General features: G+C 63.3%; 15 protein-coding genes and 2 tRNA genes. 10 read left to right on the forward strand and 7 right to left on the reverse strand.

Annotated elements, in window-relative coordinates; translation table 11 throughout:
- Window positions 1-791 precede the first annotated feature (791 nt).
- The 4 genes from Q0C17_RS05980 to Q0C17_RS05995 form a co-directional block, all read right to left on the reverse strand.
- Window positions 792-1085 (reverse strand): helix-turn-helix domain-containing protein, encoded by a 294-nt coding sequence (locus tag Q0C17_RS05980; RefSeq protein ID WP_291202829.1) that lies wholly within the window; start codon window positions 1083-1085, stop codon window positions 792-794.
- A gap of 537 nt (window positions 1086-1622) precedes the next feature.
- A complete protein-coding gene (locus Q0C17_RS05985) occupies window positions 1623-2666 on the reverse strand; it encodes an NADP-dependent oxidoreductase (RefSeq protein ID WP_291202831.1) in 1044 nt (347 codons plus the stop codon).
- Between the two features lie 137 nt (window positions 2667-2803).
- Window positions 2804-2879 (reverse strand) — tRNA-Asn (locus tag Q0C17_RS05990).
- A 313-nt stretch (window positions 2880-3192) separates the two neighbouring features.
- Window positions 3193-3266, reverse strand: a tRNA-Cys gene (locus Q0C17_RS05995).
- Between the two features lie 151 nt (window positions 3267-3417).
- Here Q0C17_RS05995 and Q0C17_RS06000 point away from each other — a divergent pair.
- The 9 genes from Q0C17_RS06000 (at window position 3418) to Q0C17_RS06040 (ending at window position 14805) form a co-directional block, all read left to right on the forward strand.
- Window positions 3418-4071, forward strand: coding sequence for a protein-L-isoaspartate O-methyltransferase (locus Q0C17_RS06000; protein ID WP_291202834.1), 654 nt, complete (start codon window positions 3418-3420; stop codon window positions 4069-4071).
- Window positions 4072-4173: 102 nt separating this feature from the next.
- Window positions 4174-5454 carry a TolC family outer membrane protein gene (locus tag Q0C17_RS06005; protein WP_291202837.1) on the forward strand — a complete coding sequence of 427 codons (1281 nt, stop codon included), beginning with the start codon at window positions 4174-4176 and terminating at the stop codon, window positions 5452-5454.
- 112 nt (window positions 5455-5566) lie between these two features.
- Window positions 5567-6190 (forward strand): DUF2497 domain-containing protein, encoded by a 624-nt coding sequence (locus Q0C17_RS06010; RefSeq protein WP_291202840.1) that lies wholly within the window; start codon window positions 5567-5569, stop codon window positions 6188-6190.
- A gap of 88 nt (window positions 6191-6278) precedes the next feature.
- On the forward strand, window positions 6279-9146 hold the full coding sequence (locus Q0C17_RS06015; RefSeq protein WP_291202843.1) for a valine--tRNA ligase: 2868 nt from the start codon (window positions 6279-6281) through the stop codon (window positions 9144-9146).
- Entirely contained in the window at window positions 9146-10150 is a 1005-nt protein-coding gene (locus tag Q0C17_RS06020) for an isoaspartyl peptidase/L-asparaginase family protein (protein WP_291202846.1), read from the forward strand. Before Q0C17_RS06015 ends, Q0C17_RS06020 begins: the two co-directional genes overlap by 1 nt.
- A gap of 74 nt (window positions 10151-10224) precedes the next feature.
- Window positions 10225-11457, forward strand: a complete 1233-nt coding sequence (locus Q0C17_RS06025; protein WP_291202850.1) for an FAD-dependent oxidoreductase — start codon at window positions 10225-10227, stop codon at window positions 11455-11457.
- A gap of 81 nt (window positions 11458-11538) precedes the next feature.
- Window positions 11539-13266 carry a dihydroxy-acid dehydratase gene (gene ilvD / locus Q0C17_RS06030; protein WP_291202853.1) on the forward strand — a complete coding sequence of 576 codons (1728 nt, stop codon included), beginning with the start codon at window positions 11539-11541 and terminating at the stop codon, window positions 13264-13266.
- Window positions 13267-13347: 81 nt separating this feature from the next.
- Window positions 13348-14364, forward strand: a complete 1017-nt coding sequence (locus Q0C17_RS06035; protein ID WP_291202856.1) for a DUF3137 domain-containing protein — start codon at window positions 13348-13350, stop codon at window positions 14362-14364.
- 63 nt (window positions 14365-14427) lie between these two features.
- Window positions 14428-14805, forward strand: a complete 378-nt coding sequence (locus Q0C17_RS06040; protein WP_291202859.1) for a hypothetical protein — start codon at window positions 14428-14430, stop codon at window positions 14803-14805.
- Between the two features lie 4 nt (window positions 14806-14809).
- Here the strand turns inward: Q0C17_RS06040 and Q0C17_RS06045 are convergent, their stop codons facing one another.
- Window positions 14810-16777, reverse strand: coding sequence for an alkyl sulfatase dimerization domain-containing protein (locus tag Q0C17_RS06045; protein WP_291202862.1), 1968 nt, complete (start codon window positions 16775-16777; stop codon window positions 14810-14812).
- Between the two features lie 165 nt (window positions 16778-16942).
- On the opposite strand from Q0C17_RS06045, the gene Q0C17_RS06050 reads away from it, so the two are divergent.
- Window positions 16943-17809: an alpha/beta hydrolase gene (locus Q0C17_RS06050; RefSeq protein WP_366914772.1), complete on the forward strand. Its 867-nt coding sequence runs from the start codon at window positions 16943-16945 to the stop codon at window positions 17807-17809.
- Window positions 17810-17821: 12 nt separating this feature from the next.
- Here the strand turns inward: Q0C17_RS06050 and Q0C17_RS06055 are convergent, their stop codons facing one another.
- A complete protein-coding gene (locus Q0C17_RS06055; RefSeq protein ID WP_291202868.1) occupies window positions 17822-19042 on the reverse strand; it encodes an alpha/beta fold hydrolase in 1221 nt (406 codons plus the stop codon).
- 147 nt (window positions 19043-19189) lie between these two features.
- Window positions 19190-20140, reverse strand: a complete 951-nt coding sequence (locus Q0C17_RS06060) for a C1 family peptidase (protein ID WP_291202871.1) — start codon at window positions 20138-20140, stop codon at window positions 19190-19192.
- Window positions 20141-20153 lie beyond the last annotated feature (13 nt).

The following is a 20153-nucleotide window of genomic DNA, read 5'->3' on the forward strand; positions in this document are numbered from 1 at the left end:
CGGTCACCCCGACTTTCCGCCAATCCGTGCAGCTTCCGAAACACCCCCCAAGCAGCAAGCAACGAAGGATTGCTGCGCCGAAATGTCAAAATCGACTGACGAAACCAGAGCGAAGGGTGATGCGTGCGGCAAAGAGGCCGTAATGGATATGCCCGCAGACACACATCCCGCCGGCGGTGTCCAGACGCCAGCAAATCCGGGCTAACCTGGGGGACAACCAGTCGTCGCGTCCACCATTTCTTTCGGAGCACTATGCTCACTACGCAACGACCGAAATGAAGCGCGACGTCTGTATTGCATTTGCTCTGGCCACTTCAAACCAGTTCTATTGTGATTGAAGTATCCGGCGAAGGGCAATTTTGCGGGAAATCGGAAGGCTTCGGCTGGGCCTCCTATTGCGCAACGAACATTCGAAACGGAATATCTGGGCGAAGCTTATTCGCGACCGCGGGGCAGCTGTCACGCCGCCTGACGGGTGGGTAGCGAATTTTGTATTTGACCGGCTGGCGACCGGCCAGAAGCTCCGGGCACTGACGGTCATAGACGCTTGGTCCAAGAGCGCTCCAGAGATCGCCGCGCAGTGCGGCGATCTTTGCGCGGCCAATGGTCCCGGATACGCACCCAAGAAGGGACTCACATGATGATCAAGGTCGATCAGTGTTCCGGGTTCATTGCACGTGACGTCAATCTGCGTACTTACACGAACTGGCTCGGCTTGGACTTCTCAACGCCGGAAAACTCTATCCGCCAACAAATGAGATCTGGATCTCTGAGCAATCGGAAATCGCCGCCTAACTCCGCAGCTCGTCCTGCACGATCCATGGTCGTTTTTCGATGAGCGACGGCAATACCCGCGCCGGACCTTCGGGGCGCCTGCGCCCCTGCTCCCAGCCCCGAAGGGTCCCTACGGCGACGCCAATGCTGCGAGCAAATTCGGCCTGCGACAATCCTGAGCGCTCGCGGATTGCGGCCACATCAGGCTCCGGCACTTTTATATCTTGAACCCATGCGTCCGTCTTGTGACCTTTGGCGTGGGAGAGCGCCTCCTGGAGGCCTTTCTTGAGGCTTGCGGCGGCGTTGGTCATGTCACTTTCCATAAGTATCGGCGATGAGGCCTAAATGTTCGATCAGTTCGGCGCGCCGGTTGGCGAGATCAGCTGCGCTTCCTCTTCATTCATCATACCAGCCGAGCTTGATCGCCAAATGAACTCCGATGGTTCCACAACGTCAGCCTCAACGTCGCGCCATGCCGTAGTAAACGTCATTGACCCATATGTCAGTGACGTATCTCTAACCTCAATTCTCGCTCCACAGTTCATCGTTCGAGATGGATAGCCAACCTCGTCGATGAGGCCCTCTTGACCCGGCTCGTAGGGTCAGGGACTTCACCTTGTCGGATTTCCTGTGGAAATCGGAATCGAACCACTCTCCCATGCCAACAGCTACCGATTTGTTGGCAGATTGTTGGCATCCGACGATGCGCCACATTAATTTCTCAAAATAAAACAAAGCTGTAAGTGCGCTCGCGATTCCGCCCCCGGGCACCATACATCTCGCCGGCAATATTCGTGGCGGGTCAGCAAAATATATGAAAACAATGATTTACACTTGCCGCAGGTCGATCAGCGCGCAGGGTCGGGACTGATCTCTACGAGGGTCTTGCCGAAATTGTTGCCGGCCAACATGGCGCCGAATGCGGCCGGGGCCAAAGGCAGGCCCGACGATACATCCTCTCGGTAGTGAATGTGGCCGCTGCGCAGCCAGTCTGCCATTTCGGCGAGGAAGGTGTCCTGATAACCGGCGACGAAGTCGCCGACGAAAAGCGGGTTCACCTTCACACCAAGCCGGGAGAATACCGGCGCGCCGGTTTGCCGCCAGGCGTCCATGATGTCGCTGTCCATGACGCCATATTGTGATGCTAGACCGCAAAGCGTGATGCGGGACTTCGGGTTCAGTAGCGGGAGGACGGCTTCGTAGACGGCGCCGCCGACATTTTCGAAATAGACGTCAGCGCCGTCCGGACAGGCTGCACTTAGCTGTTCGCGAAAATCCGGCGCGAGATGTGAGACGCAGGCGTCGAAGCCCAGTTCGTCTTTCACAAAGGCGCACTTCTCGGCGCGCCCGGCGACGCCCACGACGCGGCAGCCCCGCAGCCTGGCAAGCTGTCCCACGATCTGCCCGACACCGCCCGACGCAGCGGAGACAATGACCGTCTCGCCGTGCGCCGGCTCGCTTTGCAGATAGAGCCCGGCATAGGCGGTGAGCCCGAGCATGCCGAGAACCCCGAGCGCGGTTGAGACCGGCGCGGCTGCCGGATCGAGCTTGCGGGGGAACATGTAGCCGAAATGAGTTACGCCCTCGCCCGTGATGCCGAAGGTCTGCCAGCCATTGGTGTTGAAGAGGTAGTCGCCTTCGCTGAAACCGGCGAGGCGGCTTTCCACGACTTGCGAGACCGTACGACCATGGCAGATATCTCCAGGCGCCTCGACGCCGCGGCGCCGACGGCCCCATTGGTAGGGGTCGAGCGAAAGATAGACCGTTCGGGTGAGCATCTGTCCGGAGCCAGGTGTTGGCGCCGGTGTTTCGCGCCAGGCAAAGTCATCCTCTACCGGCCAGGCGCCCGGCGGTTTGCGCGCCAGAACCCAGTGCGGATTGATCCGGCCCATGTCGATGCCTTGTTGCTTGCCTCTGCTGCCAAGAAGGGAGGCGGTTGCGGCATTGTCAATTCCGCAGCCGGTTTCCGCCTGCACCCGAAACGGCAACGCGCCACCCCGATCGGAGGCCGATTCTGATTTTCGGGAAGTGGCTCCGTGAGCAGGACTCGAACCTGCGACCGGGCGATTAACAGTCGCCTGCTCTACCAACTGAGCTATCACGGAATAGCCGGAGACGGGGGAATAGCAGACCGCGCTCCCCGTTCAAGTGCCAAACTGCGGCGTCTGCACAATTTCCGGGAGAGGTCAGGACCGCCGCCGCCACAGGAAAAAAGGGCGGGAGCGTGAGCTCCCGCCGAAGGCGTTGGGTGATGGTGGGTGTCTCCAAAGAAGACATGTACAAGGTCGCCCGATAAGGTTAATTCGGAGTTAACGGAATGAAATGAACCGGAGAAGCCATGTTTACGGTTGGGCCAAAGTACGGGTCCAGGCACCGGGGTGGCCGGGCGCGGTGTTTTCGGGGCCCGGGAGGGCTGCCTGGAGGTTCCACCCGGAATCGAACCGGGGTGCACGGATTTGCAATCCGCTGCGTCACCACTCCGCCATGGAACCTCGGGCAGTCGCGCCGTCCCTAGCAAGGCTCGCGGGGTGAGACAATCGGCGCGCGCAGGCTATTTTGATTGCGGCGCGCAGAAGATTGCACGCGCGGCCGGGCATGATACATGGCGGCAGGACTTCGCCTTCGCAGAGAGACGTGACTCGCATGGATTTCGACCTCGCCCGTGAAATCATGGTGGACAGCCAGATCCGCCCGAATGACGTCACCGATCCGCGGATTATCAGCGCCTTTCTGCGCACGCCGCGTGAGGTGTTCGTGCCGAATTCCCGCAAGGGCGTGGCGTATTCTGAGCTGGAGATCGAGACGTCGCCGGGCCGGGCGCTTTGGATTGCGCGCGATACGGCGAAGCTGATCAAGATGGCCGAGATCAAAGCGAGCGACGTTGTGCTGGTGATCGGCGCCGGCGCGGGCTATGAGGCAGCGCTGATCAGCCACCTCGCCGATACCGTGATCGCGCTGGACGAGACGGCGCAGCTTGTCGAATCTATGTCTCTGCGCTTTTCAGCAGTCGGCGTGGACCGCGCCGCGCCGGTGGAAGGGCCGCTGGCCAAGGGCCTGCCGGAACAGGCGCCGTTTGACGTCATTTATGTCGCCGGGATGGTGGAAACGCTTCCCGAAGCCTGGGCTGAGCAGCTGCGCGAGGGTGGCCGGATGGCCGTGGTGCTGGCGGATGCCGGCGGCATGGGCCGGGGAAAGGTCTTCACCAAAGCCGGCAGCTCGGTATCCGCGCGGGAGGGTTTTGACTGCTGCCCGCCACGTTTTACGGCCTTCGACCGGAAACCTACCTTTAGCTTCTGACTGCTAGTTACGCTGATGGGCTATTCTGCCGCGAGGTGAACCCTGTTCACGTCGCGCAGGGGGGCCTCTATATCTTCTGTATCCAGCAAAGGAACATTTGCTATGCGCCCCCATAAAATAACGCTCCTGCTCGGGGCCAGCCTCTACAGCCTGGTCCTCGGGGCGCCCGCACACGGCGAAACGCTTCAGGAAGCAGTGGCGGCGGCCTTCTCGACCAACCCGCAGCTGGAGATCGAGCGCTACCGGACAGACATCGCCCGCGAGACTCTCGACCTCGCGCGTTCGGCCGGCTTGCCGCAGCTCAGCGTCTCCGGAAGCGGCGGGTACGAGTATGTGGACACCAACTCGGTGATCAATTTCGGCACCGGCGACCGCCCGATTGCCAGCGCGCAGCTGCAGGCGATCCAGCCGATCTATTCCGGTGGCCGGATCGGCGCCGGAATCCGGCAGGCGAAGGCGGGGATCAGCTCGGCGGACCAGACCTTTGATGCGGCCCGGCAGGACCTGATCCTCGACGTGGTGACGGCCTATGTGGACGTGCGCCGGGACCGTGAGACGGTGGCGATCCGCAAGAACAATGTGGAAGTGACGGGCGAACAGGTCCGCGCGGCCGAAGACCGGTTCGAGGTGGGCGTGGTGACGCGCACCGACGTTGCGCAGGCGCAGGCGCGCCTTGAAGGCGCCCGTGCGGCACTGGCCGGGGCAGAAGCAGCTCTTCAGGGCAGCGAAGCCCTTTACGAGTTTCTGACGGGGCAGAAGCCGGGGGACCTTCCGGCGCCGCCGCCCTTCCCGCCCCTCCCGGTGGATGTGGAGACGGCCTTTGCCGACGCTGAAGCGAACAATCCCTCGATCCTCGCGGCCCGCGAAGACCTGAAAGCGGCCGGAGCCGGCGTCGACGTCGCCCGTGCGGACGGGCGCCCGCAGATCAGCGTGGTCGGCACGGCCGGCCTGCAGGAAACCTGGGGCGATGCCAGCCGCCGGGACACCAACGTATCTGCCGTGGCCCAAGGCCGGATCCCACTATTCACAGGCGGCGCCGTGAAGGCGCAGGTCAATTCCGCCAAACTGCAGCGCGAACAGGCTCGCCGCCGGGTGGACGCATTCGAGACGCAGGTGCGAGCGCAGGTGGCGCAGGCCTGGTACAGCTACAGCGCGGCAAACCGGGCCATCGAGGCCTCCCGTCGCCAGGTCGAGGCGGCCGAAATTGCCTATGAAGGCGCCAAGGAAGAACTGGCCGTCGGCGTACGCACCACGCTGGACGTGCTGGACCAGGAACAGCAGCTGTTCGAGGCGCGCCTTGCGCTCGTCGGCGCCGAGCGGGACGCCTATGTTGCGGCCCACCAGCTGTTGCGGGCAACCGGCGGTTTGGACACCATCGGCTGAGGCGCTGGCCTTCGGGGCCTTTACGCGTTAACTTTGTCAAAGGGTTGTTAACCGGATTCGGCCTACGCCTGAGGTCAGGTCTGGGAAACGATTCCAGTAACGAGGGGCTAAGATGGCCAACGAAGCGCACAAAGAACCGACGATGGAGGAAATCCTCGCGTCGATCCGCAAGATCATCTCGGATGATGAACCTGTTCCGGCACGCGCGCCTAGCGCTGCGTTGCGGGAGGTCGCGCCCGAACCGGTCAACGACTATGAAGACATCGAGGACGCTGTTGCCGGCGACATGCTCGATGAGACCGACTCTATGTTCGAGGCCGAGGAGGCGCCCGCGCCTGCGCCGGTATCGATGAAACTGACCGGGCCGGAATTCTCGTTCGAGGAAATGCTGGGCTCTGCCCGCCAGGCCGCCGGACAACCCGCCCCGCCACCGGTGGCCGCCGTGCCCCGCACTCCGCCTGCCCGCCCCACCTTCCCCGCCTCGGAGACCACCATGCAAACGAGCGCCCGCTACGCACAGACCGCCCTGACCGATGACCACACTGCCGACATCGCTGCCGGCGCCCTCGGCAAGCTGATCTCGAAGATGGAGATTGCCGGCGACAACACGATCGAGGGTCTCGTCAAGGAGATGCTCAAGCCGATGATCAAGGAATGGCTCGATGCCAACCTCGCGACCATCGTGGAAGAGAAGGTAGAAGCCGAAGTCCAGCGGATCGCCCGCATGGCGCGCTAGCCTCATTTCCCAAACTTGATATAGGGAACGGCGCGCCTTCACCGGCGCGCTTTTCTTTTGTGCCCTTACCCCGGACCCTGCCCCCACGATGCTTGACCAGAGATTTGACCCCGCAGAAGCCGAATCGCGGCTTTACAAGGCCTGGGAGGAAGCGGGCTGCTTCCGCCCGTCCGGCGACACCAGCGCACAGGCGTATTCCATCGTGATCCCGCCACCGAACGTAACCGGCGTGCTGCACATGGGCCATGCTTTGAACAATACGCTGCAGGACGTGCTGATCCGGTTCGAGCGGATGCGCGGCAAGAACGTGCTGTGGCAGCCGGGAACGGACCATGCAGGCATTGCAACGCAGATGGTGGTCGAGCGCCAGCTGGCGAAGGAAGGCAACCAAGATCGCCGCGCGATGGGGCGCGAGGCGTTCCTGAAACGCGTCTGGGCGTGGAAAGAAGAATCGGGCGGCTCGATCAAGGGGCAGCTGAAGCGGCTCGGCGCCTCGTGCGACTGGTCGGTCGAGCGCTTCACGATGGACGAGGGCCTGTCGAAGGCCGTGACGAAAGTGTTCGTCGATCTCTACGGCAAGAACCTGATCTACCGCGACAAGCGGCTGGTAAACTGGGACCCGCATTTCCAGACGGCGATCTCGGACCTTGAGGTTGAGACCAAGGAAGTGGCGGGCCATTACTGGCACCTGCGTTATCCGCTCGCGGACGGAGTGACTTATGATCATCCGCTCAAGGATGATGAGGGCAACGTCACCGGCACCGAGACGCGCGACTATATCGTCGTGGCAACCTCGCGGCCGGAAACGATGCTGGGCGATACCGGCGTGGCCGTGCATCCCGAGGACACGCGCTATACGGCGCTGGTCGGCACGTACGTGCTGTTGCCGATCGTTGACCGGCGCGTGCCGATCGTGGCGGACGAGTATGCCAATCCCGAGAAGGGCTCGGGCGCGGTGAAGATCACGCCGGCGCATGACTTCAACGACTTTGAAGTGGGCAAGCGGGCCGGGCATACACCGCTGAACATTCTCAACGCGGTGGCACAAATCGTGGAAGGCCCGGAAGCCAAAGCGGCGGGCATTCCGGCGGCTTACCGCGGATTGGACCGGTTCGAAGCGCGCAAGAAGGTCGTAGAGGCGTTCGAGGCGGCGGGACTGCTGGAGCGGATCGAGGATCTGAAGATCGAGCAGCCGTTTGGCGACCGTTCGGGCGTCGTGATCGAGCCATGGATGACGGACCAGTGGTATGTGGATGCGGCGACCCTAGCCAAGCCGGCGCGCGCGGCAGTCGAGGACGGGAGCACGCGCTTTGTTCCGGAGAACTGGACGAAGACATATTACAACTGGATGGACAACATCCAGCCCTGGTGCGTGAGCCGGCAGCTTTGGTGGGGACACCGGATCCCGGCCTGGTATGGACCGGCGATGACGACTGAACCTGATGGCAATGGCGGGCACCATGTGGCTGTCGACCATTCAGGAAATGCGCCGACCAGGTTCTTCGTCGCTGCCAGCGAGGCCGAGGCGCTGGCGCAGGCCGAAACCTTCTACCGGCGCCCGGTGAAGATAGCGGCGGACCGCGATGCGGCGCGCGCTGCCATGCTTGCAGGCGATCATGATACGGCAATCTACCTCTATCAGGACGAAGACGTACTCGACACCTGGTTCTCTTCCGCGCTGTGGCCTTTCTCGACACAGGGTTGGCCGGAAAACACCGAAGCGCTGAAGACATTCTATCCGACCGCGACGCTGGTGACGGCATTCGACATTATCTTTTTCTGGGTGGCCAGGATGATGATGATGGGGCTGGAGTTCACAAAGGAAGCTCCGTTCAAGGACGTTTACATTCACGCCCTCGTCCTCGACGAGAAGGGACAGAAAATGTCCAAGTCCAAGGGCAATGCCATGGACCCGCTCGAAATCGTTGACGAATTCGGCGCAGATGCGCTGCGCTTCACGCTCGGCCGGATGGCCGGTCAGGGTCGCAACATCCGCCTGTCGAAACAGGCCGTGGAAAGCAACCGAAATTTCGCGACCAAGCTGTGGAATGCGGCGCGGTTTGCAGAGATGAACGAGTGCGGCGCGCCAGGGGAGCTTGATCCGTGTTCAGCCGAATTGCCGGTGAACCAGTGGATCCTGAGCGAGCTGGCCGGCTGCGTGGCCGAGGTGACCAGGGGCATCGAGGAGTACCGGTTCAACGAGGCGGCCGGCGCGGTCTACAAGTTCATCTGGAACACATTGTGCGACTGGTACCTTGAATTGATCAAGCCGCTGCTGATGGGCATGGATGACGCTGCGAAGGCCGAAACGCGGACCGTGTGCGGCTATGTTCTCGACGAGTCGCTGAAGCTGCTTCATCCATTTATGCCATTCATCACGGAGGAGCTTTGGGAGCGACGGGCACCCGGTCGGGCGCACGAAACCGGCTTCCTGATGCTGCAGCAGTGGCCACAGCTGACCGAGTTCGGACATGCCGAGGCGACCGCGGAAATCGAATGGCTTGTCGAGATGATCTCGGAAATCCGTTCACTGCGGAATGACCTCGGCGTACCGGCAGGCGCGAAAGTGCCGCTGACGCTGGTCAATCCGTCCACGGTGGATGCGCAGCGCCTGCTGCGCCATGACGAAGTGCTGCGCCGCATGGCGCGGCTGGACGATACGGGCACGGGCGACACGATGCCGGCGGGATCGGTGTCGACGGTTGTCGGGACGACGGTGGCGGCCTTGAAGATCGGCAACCTGATCGACAGGGCCGAGGCGCAGAAGCGACTCGACAAGGAAATCGCGACCCTCGAGAAGGACATACTCTCGACCGAAAAGAAGCTGGCGAATGCGGACTTTGTTGCGCGCGCGCCAGAAGAGATCGTCGAGGAGAACCGCGAGCGCGTGAAGGACTGGACTGTGCGGCGCGACAAGCTGAAAGCGGCACGCGCGTCGCTGGCGGGGATAGCCTGATGCGGCGCGCGCCGGCTTTCCTCGCAGCGATTGCGGGCCTCGTGCTGACGGGATGTACCTCGGTGCCGGAGACAACAATGACTGACCCGGTGGAGTGGCGCCTCGTGATCCATGGCGGCGCGGGCGTGATCCTGCGTGAGAACATGACGCCGGAGCGCGAAGCAGCATTCGAGGCGGCGCTGAAACGGTCTATGGAAGCCGGCGCGGCGGTGCTGCGCGATGGCGGCGAAGCGATTGATGCGGTTCAGGCAGCCGTACTGGTGATGGAAGATGACCCTCTGTTCAATGCGGGCTATGGCGCCGTGTTCACGGCAGATGGCGGGCATGAACTGGACGCCGCGATTATGGATGGCCGCGAGCGCAATGCGGGCGCCGTCGCCGGGGTTAAGCGGGTGAAGAATCCAATCCTTGCCGCGCGGGCGGTAATGGACAAATCCGAGCATGTCATGTTTGCCGCTGAAGGCGCTGATGCGTTCGCCGAGGCGCAGGGCCTCGACATGGTGGATAACTCCTATTTCGACACCGACTGGCGGCGCGAGGCGCTGGAGCGCGTGCTGCAGGAGCGCGCCCGCACGGCGGCCGACAAGCATGGTACGGTCGGCGCAGTTGCCATAGACATGAACGGCAACCTTGCGGCAGCGACGACGACCGGCGGCATGACAGCGAAGGCCGCTGGCCGCGTCGGCGACACGCCGCTGATCGGCGCGGCGACGTATGCGGAGAACGGCGTATGCGCCGTGTCAGCGACCGGCCATGGCGAGTTCTTCATCCGCGTAGGCGTTGCCAAGACAATCTGCGACCGGGTGAAGCTACTGGGCGAGCCCATCGTGACGGCGGGAGATGCGGCGCTGGCGGAAGTGGCTGAACTTGGCGGCGATGGCGGCGTGATCCTGATCGACGGCGAAGGCAATCCGGGCTTCTCCTTCAACTCGGCGGGCATGTATCGCGGCGTGATCGACGCGAAGGGATCGATGGTCGCGATCTACGGCGACGAGAGCAATTGACCCGTTTGCGGGGCCGCTGGCCCTTCCCTGCCCCGGCCTTTTGAGTCAGGCTGCCTGCACGGGAGGGACGTGCGATGAAAGTCACAAAGAGGTTCGTGCTGGGCGGCATGGCGGCGCTGCCGGTGGCAGCGTCCTGCGCCACGACGGCAACGCCGCGGACGGCGGATACAGTGGTCGTCGGCGCGGGTGTGTTCGGGGCGTGGACGGCGGAAATGCTGCGGCGGACAGGGCGCAAGGTGGAGCTTGTGGATGCGTGGGGGCCGGCGCATGCGCGTGCGTCCTCCGGCGGCGAGTCGCGGCTGACGCGGGCCGGATATGGCACGAGCCGGCGGTATTCCGAGATGGCGGCTGGGTCACTGGAGGACTGGAAGCGGCTGTCGCGCGACCAGGACCTGCCGCTGTTCCACAACGTCGGGGTGCTGGCCTTCTATGACCAGGAAAACGAGTACGCGGCCGGCAGCCACGAGACGATGCTGGCGCTGAATCTGCGCTCGGAGCGCTACGAGGTGGAGCAACTGCGTACGCGGTGGCCGCAGATCGATTGGACGGGCGTGAAGTTCGGGCTGCTGGAGCCGGATTTCGGCGCGTTGATGGCGCGGCGCTCCGTGAGCACACTGGTGGAGCAGTTTGTTCGCAATGGCGGCACCTATCGCAAGGCCGCGATCCTGCCGCCGAAGGGCGGTGACCGGCTGGAGGCGCTGCAGACGGAGGACGGCGAGACGCTGCAGGCCGGGGAGTTCGTGTTCGCCTGCGGGCCGTGGCTGTCGAAGCTGTTCCCGGAAGTGATCGGCGCACGGCTGTTCGTGACGAAGCAGGAGATCTTCTTCTTTCGGCCGCCCGCAGGCGATGCTCGCTTCGGCATGCCGGCGATGCCGGGCTGGATCGATTTCTTCGGCGACAACGTAATGTACGGCTTCCCCGACCTTGAGAACCGGGGCTTCAAGGTCGCCAACGACAATCACGGGGACATCGTCGATCCGGACACCAATGACCGGCTCGTGGAGCCTGCCTCTCTGGCGCAGGTGCGCAACTATGTCGGCCGGCGATTTCCGGGGCTGAAGGATGCGCCGCTGTCGGAGACGCGGGTCTGCCAGTACGAGAACAGCTCCAATGGCGACCTGCTGATCGATCGGCACCCGCAATGGGCCAATACCGTGCTGGTGGGAATGGGGTCAGGTCATGGCTTCAAGCACGGGCCAGGCGTCGGCAAGGCGGCCGCGCGGCTGCTGGAAAGCCCGTCGGCGGCGCCGGAAGCGCTGTTTTCCCTAGCGACCAAGTCCGAGACGCAGGCCCGTTCGGTTCATTGAACCAAATGTGACCTTCCATAAGGGATGACAGGGGGCGAGCGGCGCGCTAACCGTCCGACGACGCAGAAGTGAGTAAGCCGCATGACCAAGACCTGGGACAAATCCCGCCTGCCCTCCCGCCACGTGACGGAAGGCCCCGAACGGGCGCCGCACCGCAGCTATTACTACGCGATGGGCCTCTCCACGAAGGACATCAAGAAGCCCTTCGTAGGCGTGGCGTCGTGCTGGAACGAGGCGGCGCCCTGCAACACGGCGCTCATGCGTCAGGCGCACGCTGCCAGCGAAGGCGTGAAGGCCGCCGATGGCACACCGCGCGAGTTCTGCACGATTACCGTGACCGATGGCATCGCGATGGGCCACGAAGGCATGCGCTCGTCGCTGGCGAGCCGTGACGCCATTGCGGACTCTGTGGAGCTGACGATCCGCGGTCATTCCTATGACGCGCTGGTTGGCGTTGCAGGCTGCGACAAGTCGCTCCCCGGAATGATGATGGCCATGCTGCGCCTGAACGTGCCGAGCGTGTTCATATACGGCGGCTCGATCATGCCGGGCCGGTTCGAGGGCAAGGATGTAACCGTGCTCGACGTTTTCGAGGCGGTCGGCGCGCACGCAGCCGGATCAGCCGATATGACGAGTGCGAAACTCGAAGCGCTGGAAAAGCTCGCCTGCCCGGGTGACGGGGCCTGCGGCGGCCAGTTTACAGCCAACACCATGGCGTGCGTTTCCGAAGCGATCGGACTTGCCCTGCCGCTCTCCTCGGCGCTGCCCGCGCCCTATCTCCAGCGCGACGAATACTGCGTCGAGAGCGGCAAGGCCGTGATGAACCTGATCGAGAAGAACATCCGTCCCCGGGATATCTGTACACGCAAGGCGTTCGAGAACGCCGCAGTGGTCGTGGCGGCTTCGGGCGGTTCGACCAATGCAGCGTTGCACCTGCCGGCGATGGCGCACGAGTGCGGCGTGCAGTTCTCGCTCAAGGACGTGGCCGAGATTTTCGCGAAGACGCCCTACATCGCGAGCCTGAAGCCGGGCGGCGATTATGTGGCCAAGGATTTCGGCGAGGCCGGCGGCGTGCCGATGCTGATGAAGACACTGTATGACGCGGGCTTCATCCACGGTGATTGCATGACGGTGACCGGCAAGACAGTGGCCGAGAACCTGAAAGACGTGGTGTGGAACCCGGACCAGAAAGTGATCCGCCCGGCCACCGATCCGATCACCGCGACGGGCGGCGTTGTGGGCCTCTGGGGCTCGCTGGCGCCGGATGGCGCGATCGTCAAGGTGGCAGGCCTCAAGAGCCTCAAGTTCGCTGGCCCGGCACGCGTGTTCGATGGCGAGGAAGCCTGCTTCGCGGCTGTGCGCGACCGGCAGTACAAGGAAGGCGACGTGCTGGTCATCCGGTATGAAGGCCCGAAGGGGGGGCCCGGCATGCGCGAGATGCTGTCGACGACAGCGGCGATCTACGGACAGGGCATGGGCGACAAAGTGGCGCTGATCACCGATGGCCGGTTCTCCGGCGCGACGCGCGGCTTCTGCATCGGCCATGTCGGCCCGGAGGCGCAGGAAGGCGGGATGATCGGCCTTGTGCGCGACGGTGACATCATCACGATCGACGCCGAAAAAGGCACCATCGATGTGCGCCTGACGCCAGCCGAGATCGAAGATCGCAGGCGCAGCTGGAAGCCGCGCAAGACGATGTACGGCTCTGGCGCACTTCAGAAGTTCGCCAAGCTGGTCGGCCCGGCCCATGAGGGCGCGGTGACGCATCCGGGCTTTGCGGGCGAACGCCACGTCTACGCGGATATCTGAAAAGGTGCTTCGGCTTTTGCCTTCCGGTCTGCCGAGGCGCAGCTTATGACGGGTCGTACCTAGGAACGGGGGACTTCGGGGATGAGCGAACGCGATCAAGGATCTTTGCCGGGGGCGCCCCTATCGCTTGGCAACTTGCCGGACGAGTTCAAGGGCTTTGACCGTATCTACGAACAGGAAATCCGCCCTGCACTGCTCGCTCGGGAAACTGAACGTGTGGCAGCGGCAAAGAAGGCCATCCAGACAAGGTGGATCGGCGGCGCCGTGATCGTGGGCGGCGCACTTCTGGGATTGGCTGTGCTGAAGATGCCGTTCGTGGCGATCATCATTGCCATCATCGGCTTCGGCGTCATCGGCTGGGGCAACATGGCGATCATGAAACTGGCGGGTGAGGCCAAGGCGTTGATCGTCGAGCCGATTGCAAGGCAGCTGAGCCTCGACTTCGTGCCGGCGCCGGGGACCTGCGAGTCGATCTACCGGCACAAGGAAGTGGGCGTCGTGCCAGGATGGGACCGGTCAAAGTTCGAAGACCTCGTCGCCGGCAAACGCGGCGTCGTGGATTTCGAGCTATTCGAAGCGCATCTTGAGGAGAAGCGGACGACGACCGATTCGAAAGGCCGTACACAGACGACCTGGGTGACAGTGTTCCGGGGCCAATGCCTGCGGCTGGACTTTCACAAGACATTCTATGGCCGCACACTGGTGACGCGCGATGCGGGCTTCTTCAACCGCTTCGGCGGCGGCAAGGGCATGCAACGCGCGGGGCTTGAAGATCCCCGTTTCGAGAAGATTTTCGAAGTTTACACGACCGATCAGGTGGAAAGCCGCTACTTGTTGACGCCGGACCTGATGCAGAAACTGGTGGACCTCGAAGACGTATTCCGGGGCGGCAAGCTGAAGGCGGCGTTCGACGGCGGCGAAATGCTCATCACCGTGCAGGGCGGGAACCTGTTCGAGCCGGGATCGATGTTCAGGCCGCTCGACAGCGCCGACCGTGTGCAGGAGTTGCTGAGGGACTTTGCCGCCGTGTTCGGAATCATCGATGCGGTGACCGCCGGACGCAGCCGGATGCCGCCGCCGACCGGGCCGCAAAGCTAAGCTGTTCAGCCAATCTTCAGGCGCCGCCGAATATTTGCCTCAGTGTTCGGAGAAACACTGGTTATGCTGCGTCACGCCTTCATTGCTGCCCTGCTCACTCTGTCGGTCACAAGCCCTGCGCTGGCAAATGGCAAGCCTGATCTGAAGGCCTGCAAGGCCATGCAGGCGACCCTTGCGCCGCGCGAGGCGGAAATTGCGGCGCTGACCGGCAAGCGGGATGCCTCGGCGCTGCTGGCGGAAGAGGTGGGCGTACGCTGGGAAGACGCGGAGATCCACCGCCTCGTGTCGGCTGCACATGCGGCAGCGGCTGACCGTGAACGGGCCGCCTACGAAACCGCCAAGAAGCAGTTCGCCCGCGACGAGTTCGCGCTGCAAAGCGCCGTGAAGCAGTTCAACACTGACGTTTCGATCTTCAACGCCCGCTGCGTGTCGCAGAAGTAAACCTTCAGGGTGTCACGATCGGGAACGGTTCCGGTGCGCCCGGTGGGTCAAGCACACCGAGCAAAGTCGCGGCGGCCGTCGGATCGCCTTCGATGGTGAGGGCGCCCTTCATCACCAGGTCAGCCGGCTTCTGGCCGCCGAAGATCATGCCGAGGAAAGCCGGCTTGGACATCCGAAGTGTGGCGGCGGCAGTTCTGCCAGCCCCATCTTCATGGATGAGGACCGAGTTTCGGAGGCTGACAAGGCGGGTTTCGCCAAGATCCGGGAAGTCGAAGGCGAGCGAGGCAGATTTTCCTTCCGCCAGCTGAGGATCGACTCGAATGGCCAGCATGTCGAACACCTGCTCGACCGAGATGGCAGAGACGACATCAGGCGAGAGTGTGGTCAGAGATGCAGCACCAGGTGCTTCGCGCGCTTCGGCTGCACCAGTGAGGTACATGTTGCGCCAGAGCGAGCTCTCGGCCTGGTAGCCCATCTGCTCGAAAGCCTGCGCGAGGACTTCGCGGGCGCTGGCGTTTGCGCCGTCCGAGAACACGACATGGCTCGCCACTTCGGCGGCCCAGCGGAAATCGCCTTCGGCATAGGCCGTCTGCGCGACCTTCAGCGCCTTCTCTGGTCCGCCCATCGCCGCGACGTAGCGCTTTGCGGCCTCTTCCGGGGGCCAGGGGTTCAGGTTGGCGGGATTGGCGTCGTACCAACCGAGGTATCGCTGATACACGGCCTTCGAATTGTGGGCCATCGTCCCGTAATAGCCGCGATTGTACCATTTGGAGGCGAGGCTGTCGGGCAGCGCGATGACTTCCGCGATCTCCTCAGCGGTGTAGCCCTTGTTCATCAGGCGGACGGACTGGTCGTGCAGGTACTTATAGGCGTCGCGGTGGTTGGCCATGAAGGCTGCGACCTCATCAGTGCCCCAGCGCGGCCAGCCGTGGGAGACGAACATCACGTCAGTGCGCTCGCCATAGAGATGGATCGACTCGGTGAGATAATCCGCCCAGGCCTTTGAGTCCCGCACGAGCGCGCCGCGCGGGGGCAGCACATTGTGCATGGTCGGGTTGGCATTCTCGGCGAGGCAGAGCGCCCTCAGGTGCGGCAGGTAGAAGTTCATCTCGGCAGGGGCTTCGGTGCCAGGCGTAATCTGGAACTCAATCTCGATGCCGTCGACGGTGAGTTTCTGGCCGGTTTCGGTGATCGTGATAGTCGGCGCGATCAGGCTGAACGAACCGCTCGGAACGCCCGTTCCGATGCCGGCGCCACCCTGCCCGGCGGGGCCAGGGGTGAGGCGGGTACCAAACTGATAGTTGGCGCGGCGGCTCATGGCGGGGCCGGCGATAAGGTTTTCGCTGACGGCGTGTTCCATGAAACCGTCTGGCGCAATGATCTGGACCTTGCCGGCGGCCACGTCCGCGTCGCTGACAATGCCTTTGACACCGCCAAAATGGTCGCCGTGGCTGTGCGTGTAGATGACGGCGACAATCGGTTTGTCACCGATATGCTCGCGCACGAGCGACATGGCGGCGGCGGCCGTTTCGGTAGCAGTAAGCGGGTCGACGATGATATAGCCGGTCTCGGATGCGATGACGCTCATCACCGAAATATCCAGACCGCGCACCTGCCAGAGTCCAGGAGTGACTTCAAACAGGCCATGATTGTTGAGAAGGCCGAGATGCCGCCAGAGACTGGCATTCATTGTGTCGGGGGCTTCACCTTCCGCAAAGTCATACGCGCTGGCATCAAACACGACCCGGCCATCGGCGGCCTTTATCTTGGAGTCGGCGAGCGTGGCGATGAAGCCTCGGCTGGCGAGGGCATTTTCGCTGGTATCGGTCCAGGGAAGGCCGGCGGAGAAGGCTTCGTTGGCCGCCAGCGTGGTGGGCGTCGCTTCACCGGTCGATCGCTTCACGGGCTCGGCCGTGTTGGTGCACGACGCACAGACAGCTGCAGCGAGCGCGATTAGGAAAGTCCGGTCCATGATTTCCTCCCCAGGAAATGCCGCTTCCGGCGCGTCACCGGGCGGCGTGTTGACTGAACCTACCTCGCTTCCCGGTGGACGCAACGGGTTCGCAGGAGGTTTCCCTGCGGCAGATGGCCGGGGTTGGGCTGGACGCTGGGGCGCGGCGCGGTCTATTTCAGGGGCATGATCACCGGACCGACATCACACAGCTACATTTCGCAGCGCCTTCGCCTGCATTATGTCGATTGGGGAAACCCGGACGCGCCTCCCCTCATCCTTCTGCATGGCGGACGGGACCATTGCCGCAGCTGGGACTGGGTGGCCGAGGAGTTGCGCAAGGATTGGCACGTTATTGCGCCGGACCTTCGCGGTCATGGCGACAGCGGCTGGTCCTCGGACGGCGACTATTCGGTGCGCTCCTGCGTGTATGATCTGGCGCAGCTAATCCACCAGAAGAAGCTCGCGCCGCTGACCATCGTCGCGCACTCTTATGGCGGCAATATTTCGCTACGCTACGCCGGTATCTATCCGGAGAACGTGCGCAAGGTGGTGGCGATCGAAGGGCTGGGGCCGTCGCCGAAGATGTTGAAAGAGCGCCTGGCAGAACCGATTGCCAAACGCATGCGCGGCTGGATCGATGCAAAACGCGCCGCCGCAGGGCGCAGCCCGAAGAAGTATGCGACACTGGAAGAAGCCTACCAGCGAATGAAGCAAGAGAACGGCTATCTCTCCGACGCACAGGCGCGCCACCTGACCATCCACGGCATTAGCCAGAACGAGGACAGCACCTATTCCTGGAAATTTGACAACCACTTCCGCGTGATGGTGCCCTACGACATGCCGCAGGAAGACGTGGACGCGCTGTGGCGCGAGATCACCTGCCCGACGCTGCTGCTCTACGGCCAGAACAGCTGGGCCTCGAACCCGGAAAAGGATGGACGGATCGCGAACTTCCGGAATGCCCAGGTGAAGGTCTACGAGAATGCCGGCCACTGGCTGCACCATGACCAGTTCGACCGGTTCATGGGCGAGCTGAAAGCCTTCCTCTGACGCCGCGCACGATCAGGTGAAGTGCAGGCGGCGGTATTTGCCGCGGAAATAGAGCAGCGGATCCCGGCGTGGATCGAAAGCGGCCCGCAGCACTTCGCCGACGAGGATGACGTGGTCGCCCGCGTCGTACATGGCATGGCGGCGGCATTCAAAGTTGGCCAGCGCGTTCGCCAGAAGCGGGGCATCATGGCGGCCGCGCTTCCAGGGCGTCTGCCTGAAACGATCTTCCCCCTGCTTGGCGAAGATGTTGGACGCCGGCTGCTGGCCAATGTGCAGCACGTTGACCGCGAAATGCGGCGATTGTTCCAACGCCTTGAGGCTGCTCGACGTCTTCGCGATGCAGACCAGCAACAAGGGCGGATCCAGAGAGACCGACGTGAAGGAATTGGCCGTGAGGCCAACGGGATCACCGTTTTCCTCAAAGGTGGTGATGACGGTCACACCTGTGGCGAAGCAGCCGAGCGCGTCCCGCAGCGTGCGGGCGTCGGAACCGGAGCGGTATTCAGGAACAAAACGAGGGATACGGCGCTCGAGGAAGTCGAGCAGGGTGGCGCTGAAGAGGTCCGCGCGGTCGGCCGCCACGACATGGCCGGCATCCCCGATCTCGACATACTCGGCGGCGGGAATCTGCCCGACGATGCGGCTGGCGGCGGCCGCGTCGGTGATGTCGCTGAGAGCGCCGCGCACGAAGAGGGCGGGCACGCGGATATTCGGTGCGGCAGCCTTGAAGCGCGTCAGGGCGTCCTCGAGTTGGAAGCGCTCGATCACGCGCGGGTCCCAACCGCCCTTGGCGGTTTCAGAGGCGGCGCGCAACGCGTCTGCTGCCTGCCGGATGTTCGTGAGGTCCAGATCAGGCGGGGCATCCACGAGGATGAGGCCGGAGGCAAGGTGGCCGCCCTCCTCCCCAACCGCCACGGCCGCGACCCAGCCGCCGAGCGAGGCACCCACGATGACCGGGCGGGAGGGCAATTGCGCAAGGATGGCGCGAAGGTCTTCGACATAGGCGCCGAATTCATAGCGCCCGTCGGCGGGCCATTCGCTTTCGCCGTGCCCGCGAAGGTCGATGGCAATGACCTGGCGGCCGGCCTTCACAAGTGCGGAGCCGGCTTCGTTCCAGATATCGCGCGTTTGCCCGCCGCCGTGCACCAGAAGCACCAGCGGATCATCAGGATCGCCGCGCATGTCGCCCCGGATGGCGACTCCGGCGAACCCTTTGAACTGCGATCTTGGCATGCGCGCTCCCTGATTCGCCGACTATGCCGCCTCCCCAGCTTCAAGGGAAATCGGCAATCGGCATCCAGAAGCCCGATCTAGCGCGAACAGGGGGCAATTGCGAGGTTGCGGGGCCAAGGGGTCGCAGTTGCCGCCTGGCGACGCGCTTCAGGATTTGTCGCGCAGGCGGCTGCGGAAGTCCCGCTTGGCGCTTTCAAGGTCGCTGGAGAGCTTGCTGCGCAGGCCGGAGCGGAGAGAATCAAGCCGCGCGGCGCGAGCTTCCAGAAGGTCGCTCGATACCCCGATGGCCTTCATAGAATCTCCGAGGCTCGGCCCCTTCAGGGCGAAGCCGGCAGCGTCTTCGATGGCGCCAACGGTCCAGAAATCCTCGTCGCGCGACCAGGCATCCATGGTTTCGAACGGAATCCAGCAATAGCCCTGCTCGGCCCAGCCAGCGCCCCAGCTGTTGCGGACGAGATAAGCGCGCTGTGTCATGTCGTAGCCGACGATGAGCATAGCGTGACCGGACGGCGGGCGCTGAGGCACAACCTGGTCGGGTTTCGGCATGCGGCCGGTCTGCGCGGCGACGTCGTAATACTCGCCGGGAACGAAGATGCCGAACACGATCGGAAGTCCTTGCGCCAGCGCAGTCATAGCCGGCACACCGCGCGGCGCGCGCGCATACTGGACCGCTTCGTACAGTGCGCCGTTCTGGTAGCAGTTTTCAGGCGGTGTCGCGAGGACCATCGCCTCCACAAAGGGCCAGAGGCTGGATTCGCAGGCCCCATAGGCGAGGATCGAGGCCATACCATGATGAATGAAGCTGCCTTCATCCTTCTGCGTCGAGTTCGAGAGGATACGCGCGTTGTAGTAGACGAAGAGCCGGGAAAAGTCCGTGAGCGGACGGCCCGCTCTCAGGTGATGGAACTCGAGAGCGCCGACAACCGCGTTTGCCACGCAGGAGTTCGTACGCAGCTGGTTCTCTACCGGCGAACAATGCACCCGCAGGTCAACCCGGTCCGGCAGGCGGATAGTCGGCGTCGAAAGGGTCGGCGCGGCCGACGGACGATTCTCGAAACGGCAACCGTTCAAGCTGAATGCGGACGATTTGACAGACATGGTTGATCCCCCT

It is taken from the genome of Hyphomonas sp. (assembly GCF_022844445.1).
In the GTDB taxonomy this organism is placed as follows: Bacteria; Pseudomonadota; Alphaproteobacteria; order Caulobacterales; family Hyphomonadaceae; genus Hyphomonas.